At 61.6% G+C, this 26,497-nt stretch carries 20 protein-coding genes and 2 pseudogenes; 6 read left to right on the forward strand and 16 right to left on the reverse strand.

The genetic code is table 11. The features are described from left to right. Positions 1–267 (forward strand): annotated as a pseudogene (locus D1227_RS19990) (hypothetical protein); the annotation flags it as partial. A gap of 292 nt (positions 268–559) precedes the next feature. Here D1227_RS19990 and D1227_RS16690 read toward each other — a convergent pair. The 3 genes from D1227_RS16690 to D1227_RS16700 form a co-directional block, all read right to left on the reverse strand. Then, positions 560–2,557 (reverse strand): hypothetical protein, encoded by a 1,998-nt coding sequence (locus D1227_RS16690; RefSeq protein WP_119405491.1) that lies wholly within the window; start codon positions 2,555–2,557, stop codon positions 560–562. Positions 2,558–2,685: 128 nt separating this feature from the next. Continuing rightward, on the reverse strand, positions 2,686–3,336 hold the full coding sequence (locus D1227_RS16695; RefSeq protein WP_119405492.1) for a response regulator: 651 nt from the start codon (positions 3,334–3,336) through the stop codon (positions 2,686–2,688). Between the two features lie 72 nt (positions 3,337–3,408). Further along, the gene (locus tag D1227_RS16700; RefSeq protein ID WP_233352897.1) at positions 3,409–4,827 is read right to left on the reverse strand and encodes a sensor histidine kinase; all 1,419 of its coding nucleotides are present in this window, start codon (positions 4,825–4,827) and stop codon (positions 3,409–3,411) included. A gap of 225 nt (positions 4,828–5,052) precedes the next feature. On the opposite strand from D1227_RS16700, the gene D1227_RS16705 reads away from it, so the two are divergent. After that, a complete protein-coding gene (locus D1227_RS16705) occupies positions 5,053–5,637 on the forward strand; it encodes a hypothetical protein (protein ID WP_119405494.1) in 585 nt (194 codons plus the stop codon). Between the two features lie 44 nt (positions 5,638–5,681). Here D1227_RS16705 and uraH read toward each other — a convergent pair whose 3' ends face one another. The 10 genes and pseudogenes from uraH to D1227_RS16760 form a co-directional block, all read right to left on the reverse strand. Then, a complete protein-coding gene (gene uraH / locus D1227_RS16710) occupies positions 5,682–6,005 on the reverse strand; it encodes a hydroxyisourate hydrolase (protein ID WP_119405495.1) in 324 nt (107 codons plus the stop codon). Next, the gene (locus D1227_RS16715) at positions 6,005–7,423 is read right to left on the reverse strand and encodes an NAD(P)-binding domain-containing protein (protein ID WP_119405496.1); all 1,419 of its coding nucleotides are present in this window, start codon (positions 7,421–7,423) and stop codon (positions 6,005–6,007) included. Before D1227_RS16715 ends, uraH begins: the two co-directional genes overlap by 1 nt. Further along, positions 7,420–7,923, reverse strand: a complete 504-nt coding sequence (uraD, locus tag D1227_RS16720; RefSeq protein WP_119375076.1) for a 2-oxo-4-hydroxy-4-carboxy-5-ureidoimidazoline decarboxylase — start codon at positions 7,921–7,923, stop codon at positions 7,420–7,422. The genes D1227_RS16715 and uraD overlap by 4 nt, the downstream gene beginning before the upstream one ends. Next, complete coding sequence (hpxZ, locus tag D1227_RS16725) at positions 7,920–8,300, reverse strand: oxalurate catabolism protein HpxZ (RefSeq protein ID WP_119405497.1); 381 nt, start codon at positions 8,298–8,300, stop codon at positions 7,920–7,922. The genes uraD and hpxZ overlap by 4 nt, the downstream gene beginning before the upstream one ends. Further along, on the reverse strand, positions 8,297–9,181 hold the full coding sequence (puuE, locus tag D1227_RS16730; protein ID WP_119405498.1) for an allantoinase PuuE: 885 nt from the start codon (positions 9,179–9,181) through the stop codon (positions 8,297–8,299). The genes hpxZ and puuE overlap by 4 nt, the downstream gene beginning before the upstream one ends. Beyond that, positions 9,178–10,404: a pyridoxal-phosphate-dependent aminotransferase family protein gene (locus D1227_RS16735; RefSeq protein ID WP_119405499.1), complete on the reverse strand. Its 1,227-nt coding sequence runs from the start codon at positions 10,402–10,404 to the stop codon at positions 9,178–9,180. The genes puuE and D1227_RS16735 overlap by 4 nt, the downstream gene beginning before the upstream one ends. Continuing rightward, positions 10,379–11,662 carry an allantoate amidohydrolase gene (locus D1227_RS16740; protein WP_119405500.1) on the reverse strand — a complete coding sequence of 428 codons (1,284 nt, stop codon included), beginning with the start codon at positions 11,660–11,662 and terminating at the stop codon, positions 10,379–10,381. Before D1227_RS16740 ends, D1227_RS16735 begins: the two co-directional genes overlap by 26 nt. Then, positions 11,656–13,242, reverse strand: coding sequence for a gamma-glutamyltransferase family protein (locus D1227_RS16745; protein ID WP_119405501.1), 1,587 nt, complete (start codon positions 13,240–13,242; stop codon positions 11,656–11,658). The genes D1227_RS16740 and D1227_RS16745 overlap by 7 nt, the downstream gene beginning before the upstream one ends. Beyond that, a pseudogene (locus D1227_RS16750) lies at positions 13,242–14,692 on the reverse strand (AtzE family amidohydrolase). Before D1227_RS16750 ends, D1227_RS16745 begins: the two are co-directional and overlap by 1 nt. A gap of 344 nt (positions 14,693–15,036) precedes the next feature. Further along, on the reverse strand, positions 15,037–15,951 hold the full coding sequence (locus D1227_RS16760; RefSeq protein ID WP_119405504.1) for a LysR family transcriptional regulator: 915 nt from the start codon (positions 15,949–15,951) through the stop codon (positions 15,037–15,039). A 206-nt stretch (positions 15,952–16,157) separates the two neighbouring features. Here D1227_RS16760 and D1227_RS16765 point away from each other — a divergent pair, with 206 nt between their 5' ends. Then, complete coding sequence (locus D1227_RS16765; protein WP_119405505.1) at positions 16,158–17,135, forward strand: bile acid:sodium symporter family protein; 978 nt, start codon at positions 16,158–16,160, stop codon at positions 17,133–17,135. Here D1227_RS16765 and xdhC read toward each other — a convergent pair. Genes xdhC through xdhA form a run of 3 tightly spaced genes read right to left on the reverse strand, consistent with a single transcriptional unit; the run spans position 17,102 to position 21,946 of the window. Next, the gene (gene xdhC / locus D1227_RS16770; RefSeq protein ID WP_119405506.1) at positions 17,102–18,148 is read right to left on the reverse strand and encodes a xanthine dehydrogenase accessory protein XdhC; all 1,047 of its coding nucleotides are present in this window, start codon (positions 18,146–18,148) and stop codon (positions 17,102–17,104) included. The two genes, D1227_RS16765 and xdhC, sit on opposite strands and share 34 nt — an antisense overlap. Continuing rightward, complete coding sequence (gene xdhB, locus D1227_RS16775; RefSeq protein WP_119405507.1) at positions 18,145–20,490, reverse strand: xanthine dehydrogenase molybdopterin binding subunit; 2,346 nt, start codon at positions 20,488–20,490, stop codon at positions 18,145–18,147. Before xdhB ends, xdhC begins: the two co-directional genes overlap by 4 nt. Continuing rightward, positions 20,483–21,946 carry a xanthine dehydrogenase small subunit gene (gene xdhA / locus D1227_RS16780; RefSeq protein ID WP_119405564.1) on the reverse strand — a complete coding sequence of 488 codons (1,464 nt, stop codon included), beginning with the start codon at positions 21,944–21,946 and terminating at the stop codon, positions 20,483–20,485. The genes xdhB and xdhA overlap by 8 nt, the downstream gene beginning before the upstream one ends. A gap of 475 nt (positions 21,947–22,421) precedes the next feature. On the opposite strand from xdhA, the gene D1227_RS16785 reads away from it, so the two are divergent. From D1227_RS16785 to D1227_RS16795, 3 genes are read left to right on the forward strand one after another with little or no spacing between them, the layout of a single operon-like run. After that, a complete protein-coding gene (locus tag D1227_RS16785) occupies positions 22,422–23,720 on the forward strand; it encodes an NCS2 family permease (protein WP_119405508.1) in 1,299 nt (432 codons plus the stop codon). Further along, on the forward strand, positions 23,720–25,105 hold the full coding sequence (locus tag D1227_RS16790) for a uracil-xanthine permease family protein (RefSeq protein WP_119405509.1): 1,386 nt from the start codon (positions 23,720–23,722) through the stop codon (positions 25,103–25,105). The genes D1227_RS16785 and D1227_RS16790 overlap by 1 nt, the downstream gene beginning before the upstream one ends. Continuing rightward, on the forward strand, positions 25,102–26,457 hold the full coding sequence (locus D1227_RS16795) for an 8-oxoguanine deaminase (protein WP_119405510.1): 1,356 nt from the start codon (positions 25,102–25,104) through the stop codon (positions 26,455–26,457). The genes D1227_RS16790 and D1227_RS16795 overlap by 4 nt, the downstream gene beginning before the upstream one ends. Positions 26,458–26,497 lie beyond the last annotated feature (40 nt).

A 26,497-nucleotide genomic window follows, 5' to 3' on the forward strand; every position in this document is an offset into this window, starting at 1 on the left:
CGGGCCGCGAACCCGGTCGGGATGCTGGGTGTTGCCGTGCTGCCAAACGGGCGGCTGGTGGTCACGCTTCAGCTTGCCGGCGACCGGCCGGACCCGGATGACTGGACGAATTTCGCACCGCGTGCGCCGTGGCTGCGGCTCGCGCCGGGCGAGTTTCTGGCGGCTTTGGGCGCCAGACTGGAATCATACCGGAATTGGACTGTTCTCGTACCGGAATCGGACGCGAATTGTACCGCCGCTGGACCGGCCTTTCTGGATTCGAGCTGACCTTCCGTCCGCGTGGTTCGACTTCGCTCACCATGCGGACTGATGTTTCAAACAGCCCTGAGCGCGATCCATCGCGAAGCGGGGATCAAAACCAAAGACAGCCCTGAGCCCTATCCATCGCGAGGCGGGGATCAAAAGAAAAGACAGCCCTGAGCCCTATCCATCGCGAAGCGGGGATCAAAAGAAAAGACAGCCCTGAGCCCGATCCATGTGAGGCGCGCCAGCGCCGATACGGGATCAAGACAGACAAGCCGCCGCAGCCCGCCCGGGTTTGCGGGCTGCGGCGCTGGGCCTAGCCGGCCTTGCGCATCCGGTAGGTCGTCGACAGGTCGCGGCTGCGCCAGGCGGCGATACCGGGGGCGAGGATCTCGATCCGGCTGCCTTCATCGGCCTCGAACCGGCCATTGCCTTTCGGGCGGTAGACGAGCGGCGTTCCGCCCGGCAGGGCTGTCGTCACCAGGAAGCCGTCCTGCAGGCGCAGCGCCATGCGGACCTCGGCGCCGCCCGCCTCCATGATCCATTCGCCATCGATGGAAGCGCCGGCGCTGGTCACAGCCTGGCTCTTCGCCGTCTCCGCTACAGAGCGCGTGGCCGAGCCGCCGCCTGAGGCGGTTTGCGCGGGCAGGGGGCCGTAATTCTTCAGCCGGATGCCGCGGTCGCAATTGCGGTCCCTGTCCATATATCTGATCTCGTCGAAATTCCGGCGGAAGCAGATCCGCTCGAGTACATCGTCATCGTCGCCCAGCAGCTTGTAGTCGCGCCAGTCGCTCCATGTATCGCGGTCGAAATACAAGTTGCGGCGCCATGAGCCATTCTCGCGAATGTCCACGGTGATGCCGTCCTCGTCGCGTTCCTTCACCAGGATGCGAAGGCCACCCGAGACATATTCGTCCTTGTTGGCGCCTTCATCGTCGACCTGGCGCCATTCGAACAGGGCGCAGTCCATGTCATAGTCGCAGATCTGGTTGGTCTTGGCGCTCACATATTTTGCGCCGATCCCTTCGGAGACAGAGCCGCCCACCGTGATCGTGAACCCCTGATAGGGGCCGAGCCACTCATCGAGACCGTTCTGGTTGTCGTCCTTCTTCTCGAACCAGAAGCCGATCGCGATGGATGGCTGGACCGGCACGCCCTTCACCTTGATCTTCACCTTGCCGAGCGCCTCCTTCAGGGCCGGTATCTTGCTGGCAAGGTCGAACAGGTCGAAGACATAGCCGTGCGAACGGCCGCGAAGGTTGTTGAAATCCGCCATCCACATGCCGATCGTCACGCCGCCATCGACGCCGATGCTCGGCCCGAAGGACAGGGCGCCGCTGGAATACCATTTGGAGTCCTTGCCCGGACCATGCTCGGAGCAGCGGAACGCCATGCCAGCCTCGCCATCGACGCCAACGCCGACCTGCGCACCTGCGGCCAGGCCGATCGTCCAGGAGCGGTGCTCGTCGCCCGCGCAGGCCTGGTTGTCCGGGACACCGGAGGCCGAGCCGTCCTCATCGGCGATGTCGGCCTGCAGGCTTTCATTCTCGCCGATGTCGCTGTTCAGGTTGACCACGCTCATGATGAGGTCAGTGCCCAGCTCGTCGAACTTGGCGAGCGCGGCGCGGCGCGTTGCTTCCTCGACAGACAGGACGCACTGGCCAGACGGGGTCCGCTTCAGGCCCTCCTTGCAGGTATCGCCCCTGTCGGTGATGCGGCAGGCCTGCTGGCCCTCACCGCCGCAGGGGCGGCAATAGCCGTTTGTATTCGTGGTCCAGAGTTCGCATTGACGGCCTTCCTTCATGGCGCGGCAGGCCTTCTGGCCTTCCTTGCCGCAAGGCCGGCAGATGCCGTTCTCGTCTGGCGCCGAGGTATTGCTGAAGCAGGGATAGCCGAACTCGATTTTCGGGCAGGCCTTCTGTCCATCGCGCCCGCAGGCCCGACAGGTGCCGTTATCGTTGATGTAGCCATTGCCGCAGCCGGACGGGATGCGTCCGAATTCGCAGGCCGGCTGGCCGTCGCCCTTGCCGCATGGCTTGCAGCGATTGCCCTGCGGGGCGTAATTCTTCGAGCACTGGAAGCCGATCCGCTTGTCGGGCCAGGGTTTCCTGTTGGGCTGTCCCCAGTCGCGGCATTTGCCCTGGTAGCGCGTCAGCCCGTCATTGCAGGTCGGCCCCGGCTTCCAGCCGGCGCAGGCATCCTGGTTCTTGCCGCCGCAGGCCGCTGCGGCGGTTCCGCTGAAGATGACACTGGCAATGATGGCCAGCGCCGCGAATTTCAGCAGGAAGATGATCTTCGTCTGCAGGATGCTCATTGTCCCCTCCCGGGTCGATGGTTGGTCAAAGGGCGGCTCCTGTAGGAGACCACCACGGTGCCCATGATTTCAGACCGGGAGGATCAGCTGTATGGGTAGCTCTACCCAATCGCATTGTCTGTCGAACTCTAGCGGTCGATCAGGCCTTCCTTCAGTGCCTTGGCCATCAGCTCGGCCACGGATTTGACTTGCAGCTTGCTCATCAGGCTCGCGCGGTGTTTCTCGGCTGTGCGGGGGCTGATGCCCTGCAGCTCGGCGATTTCCTTCGTCGTGCGCCCGGAGAGTATCATATGCAGGGCCTGCTGCTCCCTTGCGGTGAGCGAGACAACGCCCGGCTGGCCTTCGATGAGGGCAAGGCATTCAGGAGCGATGTAACGGCCCCCGCGCAGGATGAGCGGCAGCTTGTCGTAGAGGATCTGTGTTGCGCCACCCTTGGCGAACATGCCATCGACGCCGCTGTCGATCAGCACGCTGAGAATGCCCGGCGTCTCTACTGAGGAATAGACAACAATTTTGGTATCCGGGCTCCACCGGCGCACATCGGTCAGCACCTCCGCCCCGCCGGACTGCGGCATGGTCAGGTCCAGCATGAGGAGATCGGGCCGGTGTTGTTTGACGGCGGCAAGCGTCTCGAAGCCATTCTTCGTTTCAGCGACAATATCGAGGCCGTTTTCTTCCACCAGTCCGGGTGTCTGAAGCGCCGCACGCAGGCCACTGCGGACGATTTCATGATCGTCCGCGATGATGACTGTATACTTGTCCCGGCTCGGCAGTGCCATTCGCGTTCCCCTCGACCCAATGGTCTAGAGGGGTTTTCAGAAAATGCGAATTGCCTCGCGAGCGGGTTTTTCTCAGGCGGGTCTCAACCAGATTGAAAAACAGGTGCCAGCGCCGGGCTCTGACCACACATCGACGGGAATATCATAGGTGCCGGACAAGTCCTTGACGATTGACAGACCCAGGCCCGCGCCGGGCGACGCCTTACGCTTCACACCGGACTGGAAGGCCCGCTCGGCGTCTCCATCCTCGAAACCGCCTCCATTGTCGATGATGTCGAGCCGGACGCGCCGCCCGCGTCGCCTGAGCCCGACAAGAATCGCAGAGGGTTCAGCATGGGTGATGGCGTTCGAAATCAGATTGCCGGTGAGCCGGATCAGGGCGAGCGGCGGTGCAACGACCGAGACGCCGCTGGGCACAAATCGAAGCTTGATCCGGGCCGTGCTGGCTTCTCCCGAAAACATGCGGTCGAGTGTATCGAAGAGGAGCGATATGGGCAGGACTTCCTGCTCCATCTCACCGTGCAGACCGGTCTCGCCGGGGCGCGAGGCTGAGCGCGACAGTTCTCCTGTAAGGCTGTCCATATGATCGAGAACCTGGCCCAGCCGGGTAAGCACATCGATTGGGGCTTGCTTGCGCAGCGCGTCAAGTTCGGCGCGCATGGAGGCGATTGGCTGGCGGATGTCGTGCGAGGCCTCGGACAGGGCGCGCGAATGCCGGGCGGCGATATCGCGCGCACGGGCATAGTTGCGTTCCATCTCAAGCAGGTTGGCATTGGTCTCGGCGTCGCGTCTCGCCGCTCTAAGACTTTCCTGCATGGCGGCATCCCGTGCCTTCCGTACATCGATCAGCGCCATAAGGACGGCCGTCATGGCAGAAGCAGTGACGACCGCATAGAGAAGCCGCTGGACCAACGACGCAATGGCGGCATCGCCTGCACCGCGCGAGACGGCCAGCACCACCATAACGACCATCGCGACCCCGAAAAGGATAACAGCGACCCTCGGAACCTGTTGGGGGCTGTCGTCATGCATCGCCCAGGTTCGGGTCGCGACGAAGTGGGCTGCGGCCATCAGCAGGGCCAGACCGAGCGTGATGTAACTCAGCCATTGGCCCGGCACCATCCAGACGGGAAGCAGGACGAGGAGCGACAGGCCCGCCAGCAGCGTCATCGCCGTGCGCGCCCGTTTCATTTCCTGTCTGGGATCGATCGAACGTTCTGCGGTGTAGAATCCGAAAGCGATGGACACGATCGCAAGCGAATAGGAAGCCGAGGTGTCGACGGCGCCGCTGAAGCCGAAGGCCGTCAGCCCACCTTCCAGCGCCCAGAGCGTTGCCAGGAAACCGGCGAAGAGGCCGGAATAGAAAAGGCCGATGAGATTGTTGAGCGCCAGGTTGATCACCACAAAGGCGATGATTGTCGCAACAAACATGCTGTAGAAGGCGATGCCCCAGGGCGAGTAGGCTGGGGCGTCGAGACTGGCCTGCGTCACGCACCCTCCAATGAACGGCAACAGCAACAGGATGGCCGCCCAGGATCGTCGCGCATGTTGTCGGGCGGGCTTCGCCATCGTGACTGTTCCAATCGTCTCGGTGCCCAAATCGTCTAGCAGGCTCCCAGCGCAGCCAGAATGGGTAATCGTACCCATACCGCACCACCGGTCCGTTCCGTACCCAGACGGTCATCATCAATGATCCGTCAAGGAAGGGAGAAGACAATGAACCAGACGATTCAGATGCTGAAGGGGGCCCTCGGCGGTGCATCCCTGCTCGGGTTGGTGAGCGCTGGAGGGTGCGCGGCAGCGGCGGGCGACATGGGCAGCGCTTTCGCGACCGCCGCGGGTATTCCGCAAATGGACGCTTTCCTGCCGGCCCGCGAGGCCGTAGCGGCGGGTGAGCCAATGGCAATCGATGGCGACTATACGATCTCGACCATTGGCAAACGCATCCGGTTCGAAGGTGGTCGCGCCTATGCCGTCGATCCGTGGCTTCACGGGTTCACGCTGAAAGTCCGGCCCGGCATGGTCGTCATTCGCGATATCCAGAAGACCGGGTCCGGCCAGTATACCGGTCAGGACCTGCCGCTCATGGGCCCGGCAACGATGAGCGTGATGGAGAATGGTGCGTTGGATGTTGCCGTGAGAGGGACGCTTGGCCCGGCGCGTTACCAGCTAGTCCCGGTCGCCGGATCAGTTTCGCCACTGCCTGTCGACGACGACCCAGTTGACGATGACGCTGGAGACTTCAGCGATTGCGAGACCATCGACGTTGATGGAAATGGCAATATCATCTGCGCGGACTAGAAGGGCAGCCGCCCCGGCGAACCCGAGGCGTTTCCTCTGCCTTGTCAGCTACCGCGATAGGTGGAGTACCCAAAGGGTGAGAGCAGAAGCGGCACGTGATAATGACGCTCTGTATCGGTCACAGTAAAATCGATGGGGATCACATCGAAGAAGGGGGGCTCATCCGATCTGCCCAGATAGTCGCCGGCATGAAAGACGAGGCGGTAGACACCGGCCTTGAGCGGCCTTCCGCCCAGCAGATCGGTACAGCGTCCGTCATCATTGGTAACGCTTTCGCCGGCGGGCTCGCCATCGATGGACAGCGAGACCTTCACCCCCTTCGCGGGCATTCCGGTCACCAGGTCCAGTATGTGTGTCGATAGTCCCATTACGCGTCCACCTTGCTTTCAGCAGGCACTTCGCTGACGAACTCCGGCTCATTATAATTCAGATAGGCTTTTAGCCAGCGAGCCTGATCGTCCAGGAACAGCTGGTCGGCAACGCCCTTGGCCAGCCTCGGCAGGGCATAGGGCAGGCCGGTCAGCGCCGATGCCGAAAGGCCATGGGTCATCAGGGCGGAGTAGTTGAAGGCGAAGAGCCCGTGAACCAGGGATGCGCCCTCGTCGGTGCGCGGCAGGTATTCGAAGCTGTCGCCGAGGTAGGGGTGAATATTCAGAAGCGGCATTTGCTGATCTTCAGGTGGCGTGTACCTGTCCGACCAGAGCGCGATGTGATCGGCAACTTCGTCCAGTTCCGGGCGCAGGGCGATATCGCTCAGCATGCCGGTCGACAGCACAACGAAGTCATAGGTGAAACGGCCATTCGGCGTCTCGACGACAACGCCATCTTCCGTATCCTTCACCGACAGCCACGGTGACCCGAGATGCAGCTCGAAGCCGGGCCAGGCGGCCGCGCGTTGGAATGTGTCGTTCGTGGGCGGCTGGTTGAGTTTCACGAAATGGGAGATGACCTGGTACTTCGTCGCATCGTCGAGGGCTGAGAAGCGCGGCACAACGCCCGTCTTCTCCATGAACCGGATGGGGTTGGTCCGGGGCATTTCCTTGCGGCGCATGAACACGTCAACCTTGGCGACGCCCAGGTGAAGCGCGTACTGGGCATTATCGAAGGCAGATGCGCCGCCGCCGAGGATCCCGACTCGCTTACCCTTTAGCGCTTCATAGTCGATGTCTTCGGAGGTGTGGGCATAGCGCGACTTGGGCAGGGCTTTTTCGATAAAGTCCGGCGTGTGCCATTCACCGCCGCCCTGGATGCCTGTTGCCAGGATGACCTTTCGCGCCTTGATGGCCTGCTGGCCATCCGGCGTGGACAGGTCAAGCGTATGGATTCCGTCGCCGGAAGGGACGATCCGCTCAACTTTCGTTCTGTTGCGCACGGGCAGCGCAAGGATGCTGCGATACCATCGCAGGTATTCCATCCAGTCCTCGCGCGAGATTTTCTCGATCGCCTCCCAGCTTTGTTCGCCATGCTGGGCGACCCACCATTCCCGGAAGGTGAGCGACGGCACGCCGCAATCGATGGAGAGGAGCTCCTTTGGCGTGCGAAGTGTGATCATCCGGGCATAAGTTACCCATGGGCCCTCCAGCCCTTCCGGGTTCTCGTCGATGATCAGGACGTTGGTCACCCGCTCCTTGCGAAGCGCAAAAGCCGCGCCCATACCGCTTTGGCCGCCGCCGATGATGACGACGTCATAGACCCCCTCCGTTGGTTCGACCCAGGTCGGCTCATTCAGGCCGAGCGCCTCAAGATCATACCTGACCCTCTCATTGTGTGCGTCCAGTGCGGTCATGACATTATCTCCTCAAGTCGGATGCCCACGATCTTCGACACCTCACCCAGCGCCGTTCGGAATTCAGTTGCGCGATCATTTTCCAGCCGCTCGCGCATCGCTTTCAGGATGCCCGGCTTGTCGGTCAGCCGGACGCAGATGATGAAAGGGAAGTCGAAACGCTCACGATAGGCCGCGTTGAGCGCATGAAACGTCTCGTACTCCTCGGGCGTCATCCGGTCGAGCCCGGCCGAGGCCTGTTCTGCGGTGGACGCATCCGTGAGCGTCTTGTCCATCGCTGCCTTTCCCGCCAGCTCAGGGTGAGCACGAAGCAGGGCAAGCTGCCGCGCCTCGCCGGCATTTGAGACGACATCCGTCATGACAGTCTGCAGGTGTTCGCGATCCCGGAAAGGACCAAGCCCTGCCGTTTCCTCGACGATCCATGGGCTGTGTTCATAGAGCTCACCGAACGTCTCGATGAACGCTGCCCGGTCCATGGCGTTTACGTCTTCAATTGTCATGAGCCGGCTCCCTCGATGGAGACGTGGGCCGAAACGATTTTCCAGCCATCCTCGAACTTCACCCAGGCCTGGCTTTGCCGGCCGCGTTTGTCAGTGTCTTCGCGGAAGAATTCGGCATTGGCCGTGGCGAAGCTGTCACCATAGGTCGTAATCTCGACCCGGCCGAGCGTGCGCTGAGGCGAGCCGCCGCGCGCGCGCCTGAAGGCGGCAATCTCGTCATAGCCGTAAAGCACTTCCCCGACGCCATAACGCACCGTTTCCGGAGCTTGCCGGAAGAGATCATCCATGGCGGTGACATCGTCCGCCATCAGCGCCGCCTCATAGCGGTCGAAAGCTGCTCGTACGTCCGCGACGGTTTCGGGGACGTTGATCTTCATGCCGGATGTGCCTCCAGCCAGTGCCGGGCGATATCGATCCTGCGGGCAACCCAGACATCGTCTTGTGCCAGGAGATGGTCGAGGAACTTCGAGACAGCGAGCGTGCGTCCCGGCCGCCCGGCAATGCGTCCGTGCAGGCCGACGGACATCATGCGTCCGCCTTCCGCGTGGAGCATGTCGAACGTATCGCGCAGGTAGCGGAAGAACTGTTCGCCTTCGGCAAAGCCGTTATAGGCGACGATCTTCATGTCGTTCACATCCAGTGTGTACGGAACGATCAGTTGCGACTTGCCATGTCGGGTATCGTAATAGGGCAGGTCATCGGCATAGCTGTCGGCGTCATAGACAAAGCCGCCTTCCTCGACGATGAGGCGGGCCGTGTTTGGGCTGGTTCGCCCCTGATACCATCCGAGGGGACGCTCCCCAGTGAGACGCGTATGGATCTCTATCGCCTCCGCGATATGGGCGCGTTCGGTGTCTTCGGGGACGTACTGGTAATCGATCCACTTAAGACCGTGGCTCGCGACTTCCCAGTCCGCCTTGAGCATCGCCTCGACGGCCGCCGGGTTCATCTCCATCGCCTCCGCGACCCCGAACACCGTGACCGGCACGCCGCGTGAAGTGAACAGCCTGTGGAGCCGCCAGAAGCCGGCCCTGGCGCCGTATTCATAGAGGCTTTCCATGGCCATGGACCGTGTGCCCTGATGGGACTGCGCGCCGACCATTTCCGACAGGAAGGCCTCGGATCCTGCATCACCATTGAGAACGCAATTCTCCGCGCCTTCCTCATAGTTCACGACGAACTGTACCGCGGTCCTCGCGCCGCCCGGCCAATTGGCGGGCGGCGGGCTTGCACCATATCCGACCAGGTCCCGCGTCATGAGGTGTAGGCCTCCAGTGCGGCATCAACGGCTGCGCCCGACGGTACGCTGTGCCCCTCCGTCCGCAGCACCGCTTCCAGCGCGCCAAGCGTAATCAGCACCTTGTTCTTGGCTGCGTTGTAGCCCATCGCGCCGATCCGCCAGATCTTGCCCTGGAGCGGGCCGAAGCTCGTTCCGATCTCGATCTCGAAATCATCGCGCATACGCTGGCGGACGCGCTCGCCTTCGACAGTTTCAGGGATGTAGACGCCGGTAACATTGGTCATGCGGTGGGCGTCGTCCCCAAAGACTGTCAGTCCCATCGCTCTCAGGCCTGCCGTCATGGCCTTGCCTGCGAGACGGTGGCGCTCAAAGCGCTCAGCGAGCCCTTCTTCAAGGCTGACGCAGGCGCATTCTCGCGCCGCATACAGCATGCTGGTCGCTTCGGTATGATGGTTGAGGCGTTTCTCCGACCAGTAGTCCATGACCATGGCAAGATCGAAATAGTTGGATCCGATGCGCTGGCCGCTGCCCTGTTCGAGATCATCGCGCTTGATGCCGAGCTCGGTGTGGCGGCGGTCGAAGATGTGTTTGGCCGCGCGGTCGGATATCGTGATTGGCGCTGAACCGGATGGACCGCCAAGGCATTTCTGAAGGCCGCCTGTGACGATGTCGACGCCCCATCGGTCGGCCGCGATCTCCATGCCGCCAACCGTGGCCGTCGCATCAACATAGGAATAGGCGCCTGCCTTTCGGCAAAGCTCTCCCAGCCCTTCAAGCGGCTGGGCCATGGTCGTCGACGTGTCGCCATGGACGGTGGCTACGACCTTGGGTTCGAAATCGGCAATCGCTGCGGCGATCTCGTCCATGGGAACCGTCTTGCCCCATTCGGCATCGACCGTGCGCACCTCAGCACCAATCCTGGCGAGAATTTCCGTAAGAAGCAGGCCGAAGCGACCGAAATTCACCACGAGAACCCGGTCGCCCGGGCTGGCGAGCGAAATGAGCGATGCCTCGATCGCCGAACGCGCGGTGCCATCGATGAGGAAGGTCCATTTGTTCTCAGTCCCGAAGATCGGGCGGTAGAGGCCCATCACCTCATTCATATAGGCGGTGAACTCCGGGTCGAACTGGCCGAGCAGGTCAGCCGACATGGCGCGGAGCACCCTCGGATGGGCATTAACCGGGCCAGGGCCCATCAGCAGCCTTTGCGGTGGATCAATCTGTCTGAACGAACTGGGCATCCGCTCGGGCCTCCATCAAATCTAGAAATTTTAACATCACCTCAAGCGCTTCATCGGCATCGGCTTGGTCGACCTTCTCCGCCGGGTTGTGGCTGACGCCGCCTGCGCACCGGATGAAAAGCATCACTGAAGGGCAAAGCTCCGACAGGATCATCGCGTCATGGCCAGCCCCGCTGACCAGGGTCTTCCGGGGGTGACCCGTCGCTTCAAGGGCATCTTCCATCATCTGGACGAAACCGGGGTCGCTGGGCGACGCGGCGAGATCCTGCAGCTTTCTGATCGAGAGCGATAGCCGCCTCTGCTCGCAAATATCCCTCGCGACAGTTCGGATCCGGTCACTCAGCAGGTTACGGCGCTCATCGTCGCCCGCGCGCACATCCAGCATGAATTTTACCTCCCCCGGAACGACGTTTGCCGCGCCGGGAAGGGCCTGGATACTGCCGACCGTGGCGACTTCGTCGGGCGCTCCACTTCTTGCGAGATTTTCAATCTCGACCATGATTTCGGCCGCCCCAGCGAGCGCGTCGCGCCTCAGATGCATCGCATTGGTGCCCGCGTGCCCGGCTTCGCCCTTCAGCGTGTATTCAAAGCGAAGTTGCGCTGCGATCCCGGACACCGCACCGACCGAGAGGTTTTCGGCCTCCAGGACCGGACCCTGCTCGATATGTGCTTCAAGATAGCCGAGAATGTCGCCGGGATGGCGTCTTGATGCTGACAAGCGCCCTTCCGGCATCGGTATGGTGATCGAATGTTCGAACGTGTCGAGCGCTTCAGCGAGCGAGATGTCATCACCGTCCACCAGATCCGGCGTCCCCGTGACGTCCTGCCCGATGACCGCACGCGAGCACAGCATGGCGACCGGGAAACGTGACCCTTCCTCGTCGCCAAAGGCGATGACCTCGATGGCAAATGGCAGGCGCCGGCCTGTTTCGTTGAGATACGCAACGCACTCGATGGCGAGCATGACACCGAGCACGCCATCGTACCGTCCGCCATTCCGCACGGTGTCGATGTGTGAGCCGATCAGCAATGCCTTGCGGCCTGCCTGAGACGCTTCATACCGGCCGATCAGGTTTCCAGCCGTATCCATCCGCACCGACATTCCCGCCTCGCGCATCCATTCGGCGGTGCGGTTGACGGCGGCCGCGTGAGCCGCGCTCAGATAGCCGCGATAGAGGAAATCGTCGGTCACGCTGTATGGCGCGACGCCCAGCTCGTCGCATCGTGCAACAGCGCGTGTGCCGGATGCATTCACCATGCTGCCACCGCTCCATCGCTGCGCGGGTCTGTCGCGCCCTCGATCAATCCGTCCGCGTGACGGCAGACCGCGCCGGCATGGCCCATGACCGTTTCGAAGCTGCCCAGGACTTCTACGTCATGTCCGGCCTCTTTCAGTTGTTCGATCAGGCGCGCCGGGAAGCGGTTCTCCAGTTTTAGCGACACGCTCTGCTCGCCCCATGTTCGGCCGAGCAGCCAGCGCGGCGCTGATATCGCTTGCTGCAGCGGGACGCCGAACCGGGCGTAGCGTGAGAAGATCGCCGCCTGCGTCTGCGGCTGTCCTTCGCCGCCCATCGTGCCGTAGGCCATGATGCGGCCATCATCGAATTTGGCGAGCGCCGGGTTCAGCGTGTGGAATGGCTTGCGGCCAGGCTTCAGGCTATTCCAGCCGTCGGGCTTCAGGCGGAAGCTCGCGCCCCGGTTCTGCCAGACAATACCCGTCCTTGGCAAAACGACACCGGAGCCGAATTCGAAATAGATCGACTGGATCGAGCTCACCACCCGCCCCTCATGATCGACGGCGCCGAACCATGTGGTGTCTCCGGCCGCGGTTCTGTGAGGCCAGGGCAGAGCGTTCTGGCGATCGATATTCTGGGCCAGCTTATCCAGCTGCTCGCTGTCATCGAGCTGCGACTGGGCATCTTGCGACATGAAGGCCGGGTCGCCGAGACCAATTTCGCGGTAGCGGATGAATGCCTGCTTGGTCGCTTCGACAAGGCCGTGAACATGGTCGAATTCGTCGACGCCATCTGCTCCAAGCCGGTCAAACAGGGCCAGGATCATCAGCGAGGTCAGTCCCTGCGTCGGTGGCGCCGTGTTGAAGAGTTCGGCTCCCTTGATCCGTAGCGATAGCGGTTCTGGCTGGTCAGCGCTGTGATTTTTCAAGTCTGCCGCGGTGATCGGGCTGCCAGCTTCAGAAAGGTCTGCGGCGATGTCGGCGGCAAGCGGGCCGTCATAGAAGCTTTCGAGACCGTCGGCACAAAGCCGTTCGAGCGTGCGCCCAAGAGCGGGCTGCATGAGCTGCTGACCATCCTTCAGGGGCGCGCCGCCCGGACGGAACACGTCCGAATAACCCGGAACCTCACGAAGCTCTGCATCCTTGCTGGCCGCGACCTCCGCCCCGCCTTTCGTGACGGAGACGCCTGCTCGAGCATAGTGAACCGCGTCCCGCAGCAGCCTGGATAGCGGTAGCGTCGAACCGGATCTTGCCAGCGCCGCTTGCCAGCCCGAAATCGTCCCGGCAGGTGTAATCGCCGCCAGTGGTCCACGCCAGGGAATGGCCTCCAGCTGCTGGTCGCGATAGAGCGCTGTCGAAACGTTTTCGCCCGCTGCCCCGCAAGCATTTATGCTGTAGACCGAGCCATCCGGCTCGCTGACGAGCCAGAAACCGTCTCCGCCAATCCCGGTCATGTGGGGGTAGACAACCGCGAGTGTCGCCGCGACGGCGACACAGGCCTCGACCGAATTTCCGCCATCTTGCAACACGCTGAGTCCGGCCTGGCTGGCCAGATGATGCGGGCTAGTGACCATGCCCCTGTATGCGCGCGGTGTCTGCAGCATCAGGCGACCTCGGCAAATTGTGCTGGCGGGTCTGCGCTGACTACGCCAGCCTCGCTGAGGCGTTCGGCCACGTCAAAGAGAAGCGCTTCCCGGCCGCGCGCCGCGACGAGCTGGACGCCTATCGGTAACTGGCCGGGCCGCTTCACGGGTACTGACAGAATGGGCACGCCGGCAAGGCTGAGTGGCTGGGTGTAGAGGCCGAGATTGGCGCGTGCGGAAACGAACTCTCCATCCAGTTCGATCAGGCCTGCCGCGATTTCTGGCGCCACGCTCGGCGTCGACGGCGCAATGAGCACGTCGAACGTGTCGAGCAGGCCGATCAGTTCGTTGATCGATCGATCCGCCATGGTTTCCGCATCGGCGATCACCTTCTCAGACAGCAAAGCACCAGCGATCAGCCGGTCGCGCGTCGCTGCGTCGAAATCCATCAGCCGTTTCTTCAGGTTCTCCAGGTGGCGGTGCCCGCCTTCTGACGCGGTGAGCAGGAAGGCCGCAGACCGGCCAGCTTCCGCCAGCGGCAGATCGACCTCTTCGGTTCCATCGAGCATATCGAAAACTCTGCGGGCGGCGTCGAATGCTGCCGCTTGCCCCTTCTTCTGGAACCATCCGCTGAGCAGTCCAGCCCTGATCTGAGCGGGTGCCGGGTCATCTGTAGAAGCGCCGCTCATGACTTCGAAGGCGAGACGCGCGTCTGCAACGGACCGGGAAAATGGGCCGACCGTATCGAGCCGGTCGACAAATGCGAACGTGCCTTCGACAGGCAGCACGCCATGAGTTGGGCGCAGGCCAAAAATGCCGCATAGGCTGGCTGGGACGCGGACGGACCCATTTGTGTCGGAGCCCAGTGCTACAGGAACAAGACCCGCTGCGACGGCTGCCGCCGATCCGCCAGACGAGCCACCGGCCAGCCTGGCGAGGTCGTGCGGATTATGTGTGGTCCCGGTGTGCTGGTTGACCGTCGCGAAGCCGTAAGCGAACTCATCCATGTTGAGCGTGCCGACCGGGATGGCGCCAGCCTTCCTGAGACGGTCGACAACAATGGCGTCGCTGGTTGCGGGCGGTGCATCCTGCAGGATCGCCGAGCCAGCTGTGGTGGTCAGCCCCTCGACGTCGAACAAGTCCTTCACTCCGAACGGGACGCCGGCAAGCGGTCCAGGATTCTTGCCCTCAGCGATGAGGCGGTCGATTTCGGTGGCTGCCTGCATGGCGGCCTCGTCCAGAACCCGCGTGAAGCAGACAAGCTTCGGGTTCAGCGACTCGATCCGGTCCAGCGTCGCCTTGATGATTTCGCTCGCAGTGACGGCCCCACTGCGGACGGCGCTGCTGATCTCTTGGGCTGACGCGAAAGGGTTCATCTCCGTGTCAGGACCTTCAGGACAGTGTGATATTGCGTCAGGAGCAGCTCCAGATTCTGATCGACGCCGGCGCGCATTTCATCTGTCAGTTCAATGCCAAGCGATTCTGCGCTCTCATCCGCGGATGAGCCACCTAACAGGGTTTCCTTCGTGGCGATGGATGGTTCTGACGTCTTTGAAGGTGTCATGATCGTCTGTTCCGGAGCGCAGCGAGGCCGAGTCGAGGATGTCTATGTCGATTGATCTATATTTGGCATCGCTCGCAAGCCGGATCAATCCGGGCGCGGCGAAACAGGGCGGTTGGTCCGCTAGCGACCGCAAACTGCGCACCTGTAGCGATTTTCGCATGTCATCAAGGCGCGGCCATGTCGAGTTCGCCGCTTCAGTGAGCGAATTTTGAGTTCAGGTGTGTCCGTCTGAGCCACAAAGCGTGTCGTTGTCAAAGCCCGGCCGCCGCGTGAGCCTCAAGCTCCTCCTTCATCAGGTCGATGAAGCTGCGGATATAAGGCATCAGGACCCGTCCTTTCGGCGCCAGAAGCGAGATAGTGGTGGGCCGGATCACGCCATCGGCAAAAGGTGTCCAGGCGAGCTTGCCCTGGGTCAGCTCGTCTTCGAAACCGGTGCGCGAAATGAAGGCAACGCCAAGGCCCGCCTGGACCAGGTTTTTCAGCATCCCAATCCTTTCGACCCGCGCGGCGATCTGCAGGGGCGCATCGGTTTCCTGGATCAGCTCACGGATGATGCTGTGGTTCAGCCACTCCTCAGTCGGTGCGATGATCGGATAGGGCACGCAATCGCTGAGCGTGACTTCGTCGAGCTTGGCAAGCGGATGGCCCGGCTGCGTGATGACGCCGACCTTGGACTGGCCCGAAAAAATGGTCTCTGTTCGCGATCCCCCCGAAACGTCGAAAGCGCATACGACATCGGCATCCTTGGCCAGCAATGCGGATTTAATCGAGTAGTTGTCGCCAGAGATCAGCGTGAAGTCGATCAGCGGAAAGCGGCTCTGCAGGCGTGTCATGGCGCGGGGCAGGATGTCGACCGTTATGCTTTCGGCGGCGGCAATGCGGATCGTACCGCGTACCCCGCCCTTGAGCCGGCCGATTTCGTGGCGCAGCTGCGAGGCATCGCGGTTCCACTGGCGGACATAATTGAGCAACGCCTCGCCCGCCGCCGTCGGTCGGATGCCCCGTGGCAAGCGCTCGAATAATTCGACACCGAGCTCTTCCTCGAGTTGCAGGAGTTGGCGGTTTACGGCCGAGGAAGCAATGTTGAGATTCTCGGCCGCCTTACGGATTGAGCCATCCTTTATGGCCTTGTCGAAGTAGAGAAGTCCGGTCTTGATAATCGTCATTCGCGCCGTGTCCCAAGGATAACGCCTGCCGCATGATGCTTTTATTAGAGTGCTTTGCACTAGATTTTGTTCTTGTCCAGCCTTAGGGGCTTGCTGGCAAAGAGGGGGCGCTACGTGACAATTTCATTCGCCGGCCTGCCCGGATGTATAGCTCAGTTTCGCAGGGGCCATCCGGTCTCTTTTCTCTCATCGAACGATTGAACGCCATGCGTATACTTCCCGACCGCTTCGTCATGCTGATGGTGCTCGCCGTCATCCTGGCCCTGATCTTCCCGCAGCTCGGCACCGCGGATGGACCGCTGAAGCTCGGCCTCGTGACGGAGTTCGGTATTGCGCTCGTCTTCTTCCTGCATGGCGCGAACCTTGAGCGCCAGAAGCTGGTGACAGGGCTGAAAAACTGGCGCGTTCACCTTCTCATCCAGACGACGACGTTCATTGTGTTTCCGATCGTCGGGCTGGTCCTCTATTTCGGACTGAAGGCTTACCTGCCTGACTTCCTGCTGCTGGGATTTTTCTTCCTGGCAGCATTGCCTTCGACCGTGTCCTCCTCGGTGGCGATGACGGCGCTGGCGCGCGGCAATGTGCCAGTCGCTGTCTTCAATGCGACGCTGTCCGGGTTGCTCGGCATGGTGATCACGCCAGCCCTGATGTCGATTGTGACAGCCACTGGGGAATCCCAGTTTTCAGTAGTGGACGCGATGATCGACATTGCGATCACGCTGCTCCTGCCCTTCATCCTCGGGCAGCTTGCCCGCCCGCTGCTTAAATCCCTGCTGGCGAAGTACAAATCCTTCGTCTCGAAGATCGACCGCACGGTCATCCTGCTGATCGTTTTCAGTTCATTTGCCGAGTCGACCGCTGGCGGCGTCTGGGCGCAGTTTTCGGTTTTGCAGTTCGCGGTGACCCTCTCACTGGTCCTGGTCTTCCTTGGGCTTGCCTTCACTTACACGATCTTCGCTTCGAGGCGCCTGTCGCTGCCGCTCGATGATGAGTCGTCGACGGTTTTCTGCGGCTCGACCAAAAGTCTCGCCAACGGCGCTCCGATCGCGCAGATCCTGTTTGCGGGAAATCCGAATATGGGCCTGATCATGCTGCCGCTGATGCTCTACCACCAGCTTCAGTTGATGGCCTGCGCGGTGATGGCGCAACGCTATGCGCGCAAAACCGAAGCGTTGGAAGCCTGACGCGGCGTGTCGGCCGATACCGCATCGCCGGTGATTTGCAGGATCTGTCCGGCAACCGCAACGGCAATGGTCGCGGGTGCCTTGCCCGAAATCTCGGGCAGCCCGATGGGGCTGGTGAGCCGCGAAATAGCCGCCTGCGGGACACTGTCTTCGCGCAGCCGCCGGATGAAGCGGGCGCGCTTGGTGGCCGATCCGATCAGTCCGCAAAAGGCGAAATCACCTCGCTGGAGAATGGCGCGGGTCAGCCGATAATCGAGCTCATGATCATGCGTGAGCACAAGATGGATGGCCGCGGGCGGCGCACTGGAGACTGCTTCTTCCGGATCGGTCAGGTGGCTGATCTCGATCCCGCTGCGGGTTTCGAGGTAGTCTGGGCGGCTGTCGAACCAGCGAATCGGCAGGGGCGAGATCGACAGGACGTGCGCAATCGCCTGGCCGACATGCCCAGCGCCAAACAGCATGACGGCTGGCGGCAGTGCGCTGACCTGCTCGAAAAACACGGCGCACACATCGCGAGCCGGCCGGTTGTCCGGAAGCAGGGAAGCGTCATGGCCGAGAAAGCCGGTCTTCAGTACGTGCGGCCAATCTTTGCGGCGATACAGTGTCTTGCGCTGGCCGGTTCCATCGAGGCGTGTTTCCAGCACGTGCTCGCCGGGTTGCTCAGCCATTGAGGCGATGTGTTCCAGCCAGCCCGTATCGCGCGCGTCCAGCCTTTCCAGCAACAGGCGCACATGACCGCCGCAGCACTGACGCAGCAGGGGGCCAAGCGGATAGTCCTGAAGCAGATGGGTAACGTCCTCGCGTTCAAGCATGCGACGCGCCTGCATTGTCGCCTGGTGTTCCAGGTTTCCACCGCCGATCGTGCCGAGGATTTTGCTCTTGCTGACCAGTATTTTCGTGCCCGCCTCCCGCGGGGCCGAGCCGTCGACGATGCACTGCGTCACCAGCACCGCAGCGCCATCCTGTTCGATCAATCGTATCGCGTCGCTTGCCCAGTCGAGACGGTCGGTCATGCCAGCTTCTCCGCTTCTGCTCGCGCTGCGTCGACGGCCATGAGAATCCGTTCGGGGGTGGCGGGCGCGTCCAGTTGGGGAAAGACCCGGTGCCCCGTCGCTCCGGAAACGGCGTGGGTCAGCGCGGAAAAGACCGAAATGGCCAGCATGAAAGGTGGCTCGCCGACCGCCTTGGAACGGTGGATCGTGCGCTCCTGATTGCGGCCCTTGTCCCAGATTTTGATATTCATGCTTGCCGGCCGGTCGGACGCTGTCGGGATCTTGTAAGTGGACGGCGCGTGCGTGCGCAGGCGCCCATTGCTGTCATAGACAAGCTCTTCGGTTGTCAGCCAGCCCATGCCCTGGACGAAGCCGCCTTCAATCTGCCCCATGTCGACGGCGGGGTTCAGCGACTGGCCAACTTCGTGGAGGATGTCTGTCCGCACGACCCGGTTTTCGCCTGTGAGCGTATCGATCTCGACCTCGGACACGGCGGCGCCATAGGCGAAATAATAGAATGGCCGGCCGCGATGGGTCGCCCTGTCATAGTGGATCTTGGGTGTACTGTAATACCCTGTGGCGGAAAGGGAAATTCGCGCGAGATAGGCCTGCTTGATCACCTCGTTAAAGGTGAATACATGCCGCCCCGCAACGATCCTGTTGTTGGAGAAGACGATATCATCGGCCGGTACGCCTTCCCGTTCTGACAGGAAATCCACCAGCCGCTTCTTGATTTTCTCCGCTGCGTCTTTCGCGGCCATGCCATTGAGGTCAGAGCCGGACGAGGCCGCGGTGGCGGACGTGTTGGGGACCTTCTCCGTCGACGTTGCCATGATCCGTACGCGGTCGATATCGACCTGGAATTCTTGCGCGACGACCTGCGCGACCTTGACCATCAGGCCCTGGCCCATCTCGGTGCCGCCATGGTTCAGCTGGATGCTGCCATCCGTGTAAATGTGGATCAGGGCGCCGGCCTGGTTGAGGTGGGTGGTTGTGAAAGAGATGCCGAACTTCACCGGCGTCAGCGCAATGCCCCGCTTGATCGTTCCGGCATCCTTGTTGGCGTCCTCGATCTGCTTGCGCCGCATGCGATAGTCAGAAGACGTACCGAGATCTTCCATCAGCTCGCGCGCAACGAAGTCTTCGACGGTCTGGTGGTAAGGGGTGAGATTGCGCTCCGGTGCTGCGTAGAGATTGTCGAGGCGTACATCCAGCGGGTCGCGGCCGACCTTAAAGGCGATCGCGTCCATCATGTGCTCGACAGCAATCATCCCTTGCGGTCCGCCAAATCCCCGAAACGCCGTATTGGACACGGTGTTCGTCCGCATGCGGTTCGATACGATCCGGGCCGCGCCGAGGAAATAGCAATTGTCAGCATGGAACATGGCACGGTCATTGATCGCCAGCGACAGATCGGTGGAGAAACCGCATCTGGACGCAAGGTCGAATTGCGCGCCATGCAGGCGGCCATTGTCGTCAAAACCGGCTTGCCAGCCGACCTCGAAGTCATGCCTCTTGCCCGTGACGATCATGTCGTCGTCCCTGTCGAGACGAAACTTGACCGCCCGGCCGGTCTTCGAGGCGCAGAGGGCTGCTGCCGCGGCGAGCAGAGCTGATTGGGTTTCCTTGCCGCCGAAGCCTCCGCCCATGCGCCGCACAACGACCGTTATCAGATTGTCCGGAACGCCGAGAACCTTGGCGATCAAGTGCTGGGCCTCGGTAGGATTCTGCGTCGACGAGTGGACGAGGATTTCGCCATTCTCACCGGGAATGGCCATCGCTACCTGGCCTTCGAGGTAAAAGTGGTCCTGTCCGCCTTCAGTCAGCCGCCCGCTCAGCGAATGAGGCGCTTGGCTGATGGCCGCTTCGGCATCGCCGAGCACCATCACCTGTTCAGCCTCGATTAGCGAGCCCGCCGTTCTGGCGTCCTCGATCGTGACAAGTGGTGAAAGAGCTTCATAGTTGATCCGGGCTTTCTGCGCCGCATACCGGGCGGCTTTCCGGCTTTCGGCTGCCACGGCGAACAGGCTCTGGCCATGATACATCACCTTGTCTTCGACAAAGAGCGGATCATCGGGAATGACTGGGCCAATATCGTTCGTGCCCGGAATATCCTTGGCCGTCAGCACCGCGACAACGCCGGGCGCGTGCCTGACGTCTGACAGGTCCATGTCCTTGATTTGCGCGTGCGCCTGCTCGCTGGTGGCGATGTAGAGGTGCAGGCAGTCAGCCGGCTCGGGAAGGTCATCGACATAGCGGGCCTCGCCGGTGACGTGCAGGTCGGCGCTGTCATGTTTCAGCGCGCTACGAACGCCACCCTTGAGGCGGTTCGTCTCGAAACCGGTTCCTGCGTCTTCAGGCATTTGTATCTTGTGCCTCCAGGATTCTTGTCCGGTTGCTGGCCGTTGTTTCGATGAAAGCCTTACGCAGAAGGTTCTGCGCGACTTTTAGGCGATAGTCCGCAGAGGCGCGCATGTCGGTCAGCGGAGAATAATCCTCCGTCAGGGCGAGGCACGCAGCGTTTATGGTTTCTTCGGTCCATGCCTGACCGGCAAGTGCCGCTTCGCACGCGGTAGCGCGTTTGGGCGTGCCTGCCATGCCACCAAACGCAATACGCGCAGTCTTCACCTTGCCGCCGTCCAGACCAATGGCAAACGCGCCGCATACTGCCGAAATGTCCTGGTCGAAGCGTTTGGAGATCTTGTAGGTCCGGAAGACCAGATCGTCCCTGATGGGCGGGATGGTCACCGACTTCACATATTCGCCCGGATGAAGGTCCTGCTGTCCATACTCGATGAAAAAACTCTCAATCGGGATGGTTCGCTCCCCATGAGTGGATGCCAGGGTGAGCTGCGCATCAAGGGCAATCAGGAAGGGCGGCGTGTCGCCAATCGGGGAGCCGTTTGCGATATTGCCGCCGATCGTCCCGCTATTGCGCACCTGCACCGATCCGAGTCGGGTAAGCAGGCTTCCGAGGTCATGATGAAGCGCTGTCAGATGCGTGAGTGCATCGCTGTATTTCACGCCCGCGCCGATGCAGAGGCCCGCCTCTGTCTGCTCGATCGTGCGAAGGCTCGGTATGTTTCCGAGGAATATCATGGCCGGCAAGTTCTGCATGCCCTTGGTCACCCAGAGGCCGACATCCGTGGCGCCGCCGACCATGACGGCATCAGGGTGTGTTTCGAGAAGCTCTTTAAGCTCGGTTTCGCTAGTTGGCACAAAGCCGGCGCGGTCAGTTTTATGGACGGGATCTGGAAAGCTGATCTCGCCCACCGGCGCGTCTTGGATGGATTTAAGGAGCGCCACGGTCTCGGAGTTTCCGAAACGAGACTTGGTCTCCGTTTCGGGCGTTAGCGCCTGCGCCGCCTCGATAATCGGTCCATAGCCGGTGCAGCGGCACAGATTGCCGGCAAGCACCGAATTTACCGAGTGGGGAAGGGCGGGGTCGGTCTCCTGGTACCGGGCGAAGAGCGACATCACGAACCCCGGCGTGCAGAAGCCGCATTGCGATCCGTTGCAGTCTGCCAGCGTCTTCTGGACGGGGTGCATTGCCTTTGACGTGCCAATGGATTCAACGGTCACCAGCTCACAACCATGCAGCATGGGCAGGAAGAAGATGCAGGCATTGATCGCCCGATAGCGGACCGTATCGCCGACCAGTTCACCCAGCGCGACCGTGCAAGCGCCGCAATCGCCCTCTGCGCAGCCCTCCTTGCTGCCGGTCAGGCGTTCCTCCTCGCGGAGCCATTCAAGAACCGTTTGCGCAGGATCGACGCGTTCAAGCGTCCTGATGCGTCCGTTCATTACAAAGCTGATCATGCGCTGCGCCTTCATTCGATAAAGGTCATTATGACCGCCTCACGGTGCCTTGTCAGGGGCGGGATGCGCCTCGCCCGCCATCTATCGTCAAATGCTGCTGTGTTGTTCGAGAGCGCTCATTTTGGCAGCAGTGGAGGCGATGGAACTTCATCGTGTTTCTCGGGCAGACCGACTTTTGGGGCAATGATTTCTGCAAGGTTGGAACGAATCGTCCTTGTGGGTGTGATGCCTTTTTGCGGACGATTGCTGGCTAATTGGGGGACGGGAAGAGCGCTTCTGCACCAGATTTGCCCGGATTTCACCAATCCGCAGGGGTCGTTTGCCGGAAAAGCAAACAGTTACAGCCAAGTCCTCTCAATTTTGTGCCGGGATGTTGTGCCTCCTGCTCTTTGAGCGGCAGTCTCCGCTCCAATGATGGGAAGGGGTGCCGGAACCTGTTTCGACGCCTGAAGCAGCAGAGCAGAGGTCGGGCAATATGCTAAACAGGGTCTTCGAGCTGCAGGCTCGCGGTTCGAATGTGCGAACGGAAATTATCGCTGGCATCACGACGTTTCTGTCGATGTCGTACATCATCTTCGTCAATCCGGATATTCTGGCTCAGGCCGGGATGGATCCGGGCGCCGTATTCGTGGCGACATGCCTCGCGGCGGCACTCGGTTCCTTCATCATGGGGGCTTATGCGAACTACCCGATCGCGATTGCACCCGGCATGGGATTGAATGCGTTCTTCACATACGGCGTGGTCATCGGAATGGGCGTGGCCTGGCAAACCGCGCTGATGGCGGTGTTCATGTCCGGCACACTGTTCGTGATCCTCAGCCTCCTGCCGGTTCGCGAATGGATCATCAATTCGATACCGATGGAGCTGAAGCTCTCCATCGCCGCGGGTATCGGTTTCTTTCTGATCATAATCGGCCTGACCAGTGTCGGAATCGTGGTCGACAACCCTGCAACGCTGGTGGGACTAGGGGATCTGTCCGCCACGCCGACATTGCTGGCCATTATCTGCTTCGTTGCCATCGCGATCCTCGAGACGCGTCAGGTCCCCGGGGGAATCCTGATTGGCATGCTTGGTATCACCATCGCCGGCATGGTGCTTGGCGTCGCGGAGCCGAGCGGCATTGCATCGCTGCCGCCATCCCTTGAGCCGACCTTTCTGCAACTTGACTGGTCTAAGGCATTGGAAGTTGCCCTGATCACGGTGGTGATTTCCTTCCTCTTCGTCGACATGTTCGACACGGCCGGCACGCTGGTTTCGGTCGCCCACAAGGCCGGGCTGCTTGACGAGAACGGCCATGTGAAGAATCTCCGAAAGGCCCTTCTCGCCGACAGTACGTCGACCATGATCGGCGCGGCGCTCGGGACCTCGTCGGCGACGAGCTATGTCGAAAGTATCGCTGGCGTGAAGGCGGGTGGCCGCACTGGCCTGACGGCGGTGGTGGTCGGCCTGCTGTTCCTGATTGCGCTTTTCTTCGCGCCTCTGGCCGGCGCCATACAGTCCTATGCAACTGGCCCGGCCCTGATCTTTGTCGGATGTGTGATGGTGGGGGGACTTGCTGAGGTCGATTGGGATGATGCGACCTGTTTCGTCCCGGCCGTCATTACCGCAGTTTCGATGCCGCTCACCTATTCAATCGCGACCGGGCTAGGCCTCGGGTTCATCGCTTATGTCGCCATCAAGCTCGGCTCGGGGCACTGGAAAAAGCTCAGCCCCGGTGTGTTGGTTCTGGCGGTGCTGTTCCTGCTCAAATTCGTATTCCTGGACGGCGCCTGATGAGCGCCGGTTCGACGGAAAGAACCGAAAAGTCATCGGGCTCGATCCTGATGACCCGGGAGCAGCGTCAGGACCCAGACTATTTTCCCGGCTTCGCGGCCGCCATCCCGCTGAGTATTCAGCACATACTGGCCATGTTCATCTCCAATGTAACGCCGGCCATCATTGTTGCCGGGGCGGCCGGATTCGGTTTTGGATCGCCCGACGTCTCGGCGCTGCTTTACATGATCCAGATGTCGATGCTGTTCGCCGGACTGGCGACGCTGCTGCAGACTATCGGAATGGGTCCGGTCGGTTCAAGATTGCCCATTGTCCAGGGAACGAGCTTTGCCTTCCTGCCAATCATGATTCCGTTGGTCGCCGGGCAGGGCGTGGAGGCCATGGCCGTGCTGACCACGGGCGCCCTGTTTGGCGGCCTTTTCCATGCTGGTCTCAGCGTCTTCGTCAAGCGGCTGCGTTTCGCCTTCCCGCCGCTCGTGACCGGGCTTGTCGTCGCGATGATCGCCCTGTCGCTGCTTCAGGTCGGGATTCAGTATGCGGCGGGTGGCGTACCGCTGCGTGGCAGTGACGACTATGGCAGCTGGCAGAGCTGGTTGCTCGCGAGCATCGTCATTGTGGCGACCTTCGGGTTCAAATTCTTCACGAAGGGCATGTGGTCTTCGGCGTCGGTGCTGCTTGGCCTGCTGGTCGGCTATGGCGTGGCCTTCGCGATGGGACGGGTCGACCTTCAGGACGTGTCCACAGCTGGCTGGGTATCGGTCCCGGTCCCGTTCCATTTTGGTTTTTCGTTTTCGGTGTCGGCCGTCATCGGCTTCTGCCTGATGGGTATCGTCTCGGCCATCGAGACAGTCGGCGATGTCAGCGCGATTGCCGAAGGTGGGGCCGGGCGTGAGGCCAAGGATGACGAGCTTTCCGGCGCTACGCTCGCTGACGGGGTTGGCACATCGTTGGCGGCCATCTTCGGCGGGCTACCGAATACCTCCTTCAGCCAGAATGTCGGCCTGATTGCCATGACCGGTATCATGAGCCGTCATATTGTTAGTCTCGGCGCCGTCTTCCTGATCATCTGCGGTCTGCTGCCGAAGGTCGGCGCCTTTATCATTACCATTCCGATCGAGGTTCTGGGTGGCGGCGTGATCATCATGTTCGGCATGGTGGCATCCGCGGCCATTTCCATCCTGTCGAATGTTCAGTGGTCGCAGCGAAACATGCTGATCTTTGCCCTCTCGCTGTCGCTCGGTTTCGGGTTGCAACTCGAGCCGCAGGCGCTTCAGCACGTGCCGGAGGACGTCCGCATGTTTTTGACATCGGGTCTTCTGCCAGCGACATTCCTCGCCGTATTGCTGAACCTTGTCCTGCCCGAACTGGAAGAAGACGTGGCATGAGCGCGACCCTCATCCGGCATGCTGATATGCTGGTCACGATGGACGATGCCGGTACGGAAATCCCGGGCGGCGCGCTTGTCATTGAGGATGGAAAGATCGCCGCGACCGGGACAAGTGCGGAACTGGCGCATTGGGCTGGGGCGGCCGAGAATATTATCGACGCGCGTGGATGTGTCGTCACGCCTGGCCTGGTAAATACCCATCACCACCTGTTTCAGACGCTGACGCGCGCTGTGCCAGCCGGCCAGAACGCGCTGCTTTTCGACTGGCTGAAGGCGCATTATCCGGTTTGGGCGCGCTACCGGCCCGAGGACATGTTCGTGTCTGCCCAGTTGGGGCTCGCCGAACTCGCCTTGTCAGGCTGCACGCTCAGCAGCGATCACCTCTACCTGTATCCGGACGGTGTGCGGCTGGAAGATACGATTGAAGCAGCCCGCAGCATCGGTATCCGCTTTCACGCCACGCGCGGCTCAATGAGTATCGGTGAGGCGCAGGGTGGATTGCCGCCGGATCACCTTGTCGAGGATGAAAAAGCGATCCTCGAAGACTGTATCCGCGTGATTGATGCGTTTCATGACCCTTCCGATGGCGCGATGGTGCGCGTCGGCGTCGCGCCCTGTTCGCCTTTCTCCGTCAGCCGCGAGCTGATGCGGGACGCTGCTCTCCTGGCCCGCGACAAGGGCGTGATGATGCACACCCATCTTGCCGAGAACGATGAGGATACTGCCTATTCGCTTGAGCGGTTCGGCTGCCGGCCCGGCCAGTATGCCGAGGAACTGGGCTGGGTCGGCGACGATGTCTGGCATGCTCACTGTGTAAAGCTGGACGCCGGCGAGATCGCCCTGTTCGCAGGGACTCGCACGGGCGTCGCGCACTGCCCCTGTTCCAATTGCCGGCTCGGATCGGGTATCGCGCTCATTCAGGACATGCTGGCGGCAGGGGTGCCCGTCGGGCTTGGTGTGGATGGCTCTGCCTCAAACGATTCAGGGCATCTCTTGCTTGAGGCACGCCAGGCCATGCTGTTGCAGCGTGTTGCCAAGGGCGCCGATGCGCTTGATCCGCGCCAAGTGCTCCGGCTGGCCACGCGCGGCGGCGCCGACATACTCGGACGCCAAGACTGCGGCGTGCTCGAAGCCGGCCGGCGGGCCGATTTCGTGATCTGGGATATCGAGGGTCTCTCCGCTGCGGGGGTCTGGGACCCGGTCGCGGCCCTCATCCTGTGCGCGCCGGTATCGGCCAGAGATGTATTCGTCGATGGCCGGGCAATCGTTCGCGGCCGCCAGCTTGCGCTGTCAGGCGCAGGCGATATTCGGAGACGCGCCGACCGGTCCTTGCGGCGCCTCATGGCCTGAGCGCTCAAGGTGTGTTCTTCGCTTTTCTTTTCATAGCGAA

Source organism: Henriciella mobilis, assembly GCF_003576315.1.
GTDB classification, from domain to species: Bacteria; Pseudomonadota; Alphaproteobacteria; order Caulobacterales; family Hyphomonadaceae; genus Henriciella; species Henriciella mobilis.

Coding starts and splice junctions, on each gene's coding strand:
- D1227_RS16690 (WP_119405491.1), bottom strand. CDS start 2,557: ATGAGCATCCTGCAGACGAAGATCATCTTCCTGCTGAAATTCGCGGCG.
- D1227_RS16695 (WP_119405492.1), bottom strand. CDS start 3,336: ATGGCACTGCCGAGCCGGGACAAGTATACAGTCATCATCGCGGACGAT.
- D1227_RS16705 (WP_119405494.1), top strand. CDS start 5,053: ATGAACCAGACGATTCAGATGCTGAAGGGGGCCCTCGGCGGTGCATCC.
- uraH (WP_119405495.1), bottom strand. CDS start 6,005: ATGGGACTATCGACACACATACTGGACCTGGTGACCGGAATGCCCGCG.
- D1227_RS16715 (WP_119405496.1), bottom strand. CDS start 7,423: ATGACCGCACTGGACGCACACAATGAGAGGGTCAGGTATGATCTTGAG.
- uraD (WP_119375076.1), bottom strand. CDS start 7,923: ATGACAATTGAAGACGTAAACGCCATGGACCGGGCAGCGTTCATCGAG.
- hpxZ (WP_119405497.1), bottom strand. CDS start 8,300: ATGAAGATCAACGTCCCCGAAACCGTCGCGGACGTACGAGCAGCTTTC.
- puuE (WP_119405498.1), bottom strand. CDS start 9,181: ATGACGCGGGACCTGGTCGGATATGGTGCAAGCCCGCCGCCCGCCAAT.
- D1227_RS16735 (WP_119405499.1), bottom strand. CDS start 10,404: ATGCCCAGTTCGTTCAGACAGATTGATCCACCGCAAAGGCTGCTGATG.
- D1227_RS16740 (WP_119405500.1), bottom strand. CDS start 11,662: ATGGTGAATGCATCCGGCACACGCGCTGTTGCACGATGCGACGAGCTG.
- D1227_RS16745 (WP_119405501.1), bottom strand. CDS start 13,242: ATGCTGCAGACACCGCGCGCATACAGGGGCATGGTCACTAGCCCGCAT.
- D1227_RS16760 (WP_119405504.1), bottom strand. CDS start 15,951: ATGACGATTATCAAGACCGGACTTCTCTACTTCGACAAGGCCATAAAG.
- D1227_RS16765 (WP_119405505.1), top strand. CDS start 16,158: ATGCGTATACTTCCCGACCGCTTCGTCATGCTGATGGTGCTCGCCGTC.
- xdhC (WP_119405506.1), bottom strand. CDS start 18,148: ATGACCGACCGTCTCGACTGGGCAAGCGACGCGATACGATTGATCGAA.
- xdhB (WP_119405507.1), bottom strand. CDS start 20,490: ATGCCTGAAGACGCAGGAACCGGTTTCGAGACGAACCGCCTCAAGGGT.
- xdhA (WP_119405564.1), bottom strand. CDS start 21,946: ATGATCAGCTTTGTAATGAACGGACGCATCAGGACGCTTGAACGCGTC.
- D1227_RS16785 (WP_119405508.1), top strand. CDS start 22,422: ATGCTAAACAGGGTCTTCGAGCTGCAGGCTCGCGGTTCGAATGTGCGA.
- D1227_RS16790 (WP_119405509.1), top strand. CDS start 23,720: ATGAGCGCCGGTTCGACGGAAAGAACCGAAAAGTCATCGGGCTCGATC.
- D1227_RS16795 (WP_119405510.1), top strand. CDS start 25,102: ATGAGCGCGACCCTCATCCGGCATGCTGATATGCTGGTCACGATGGAC.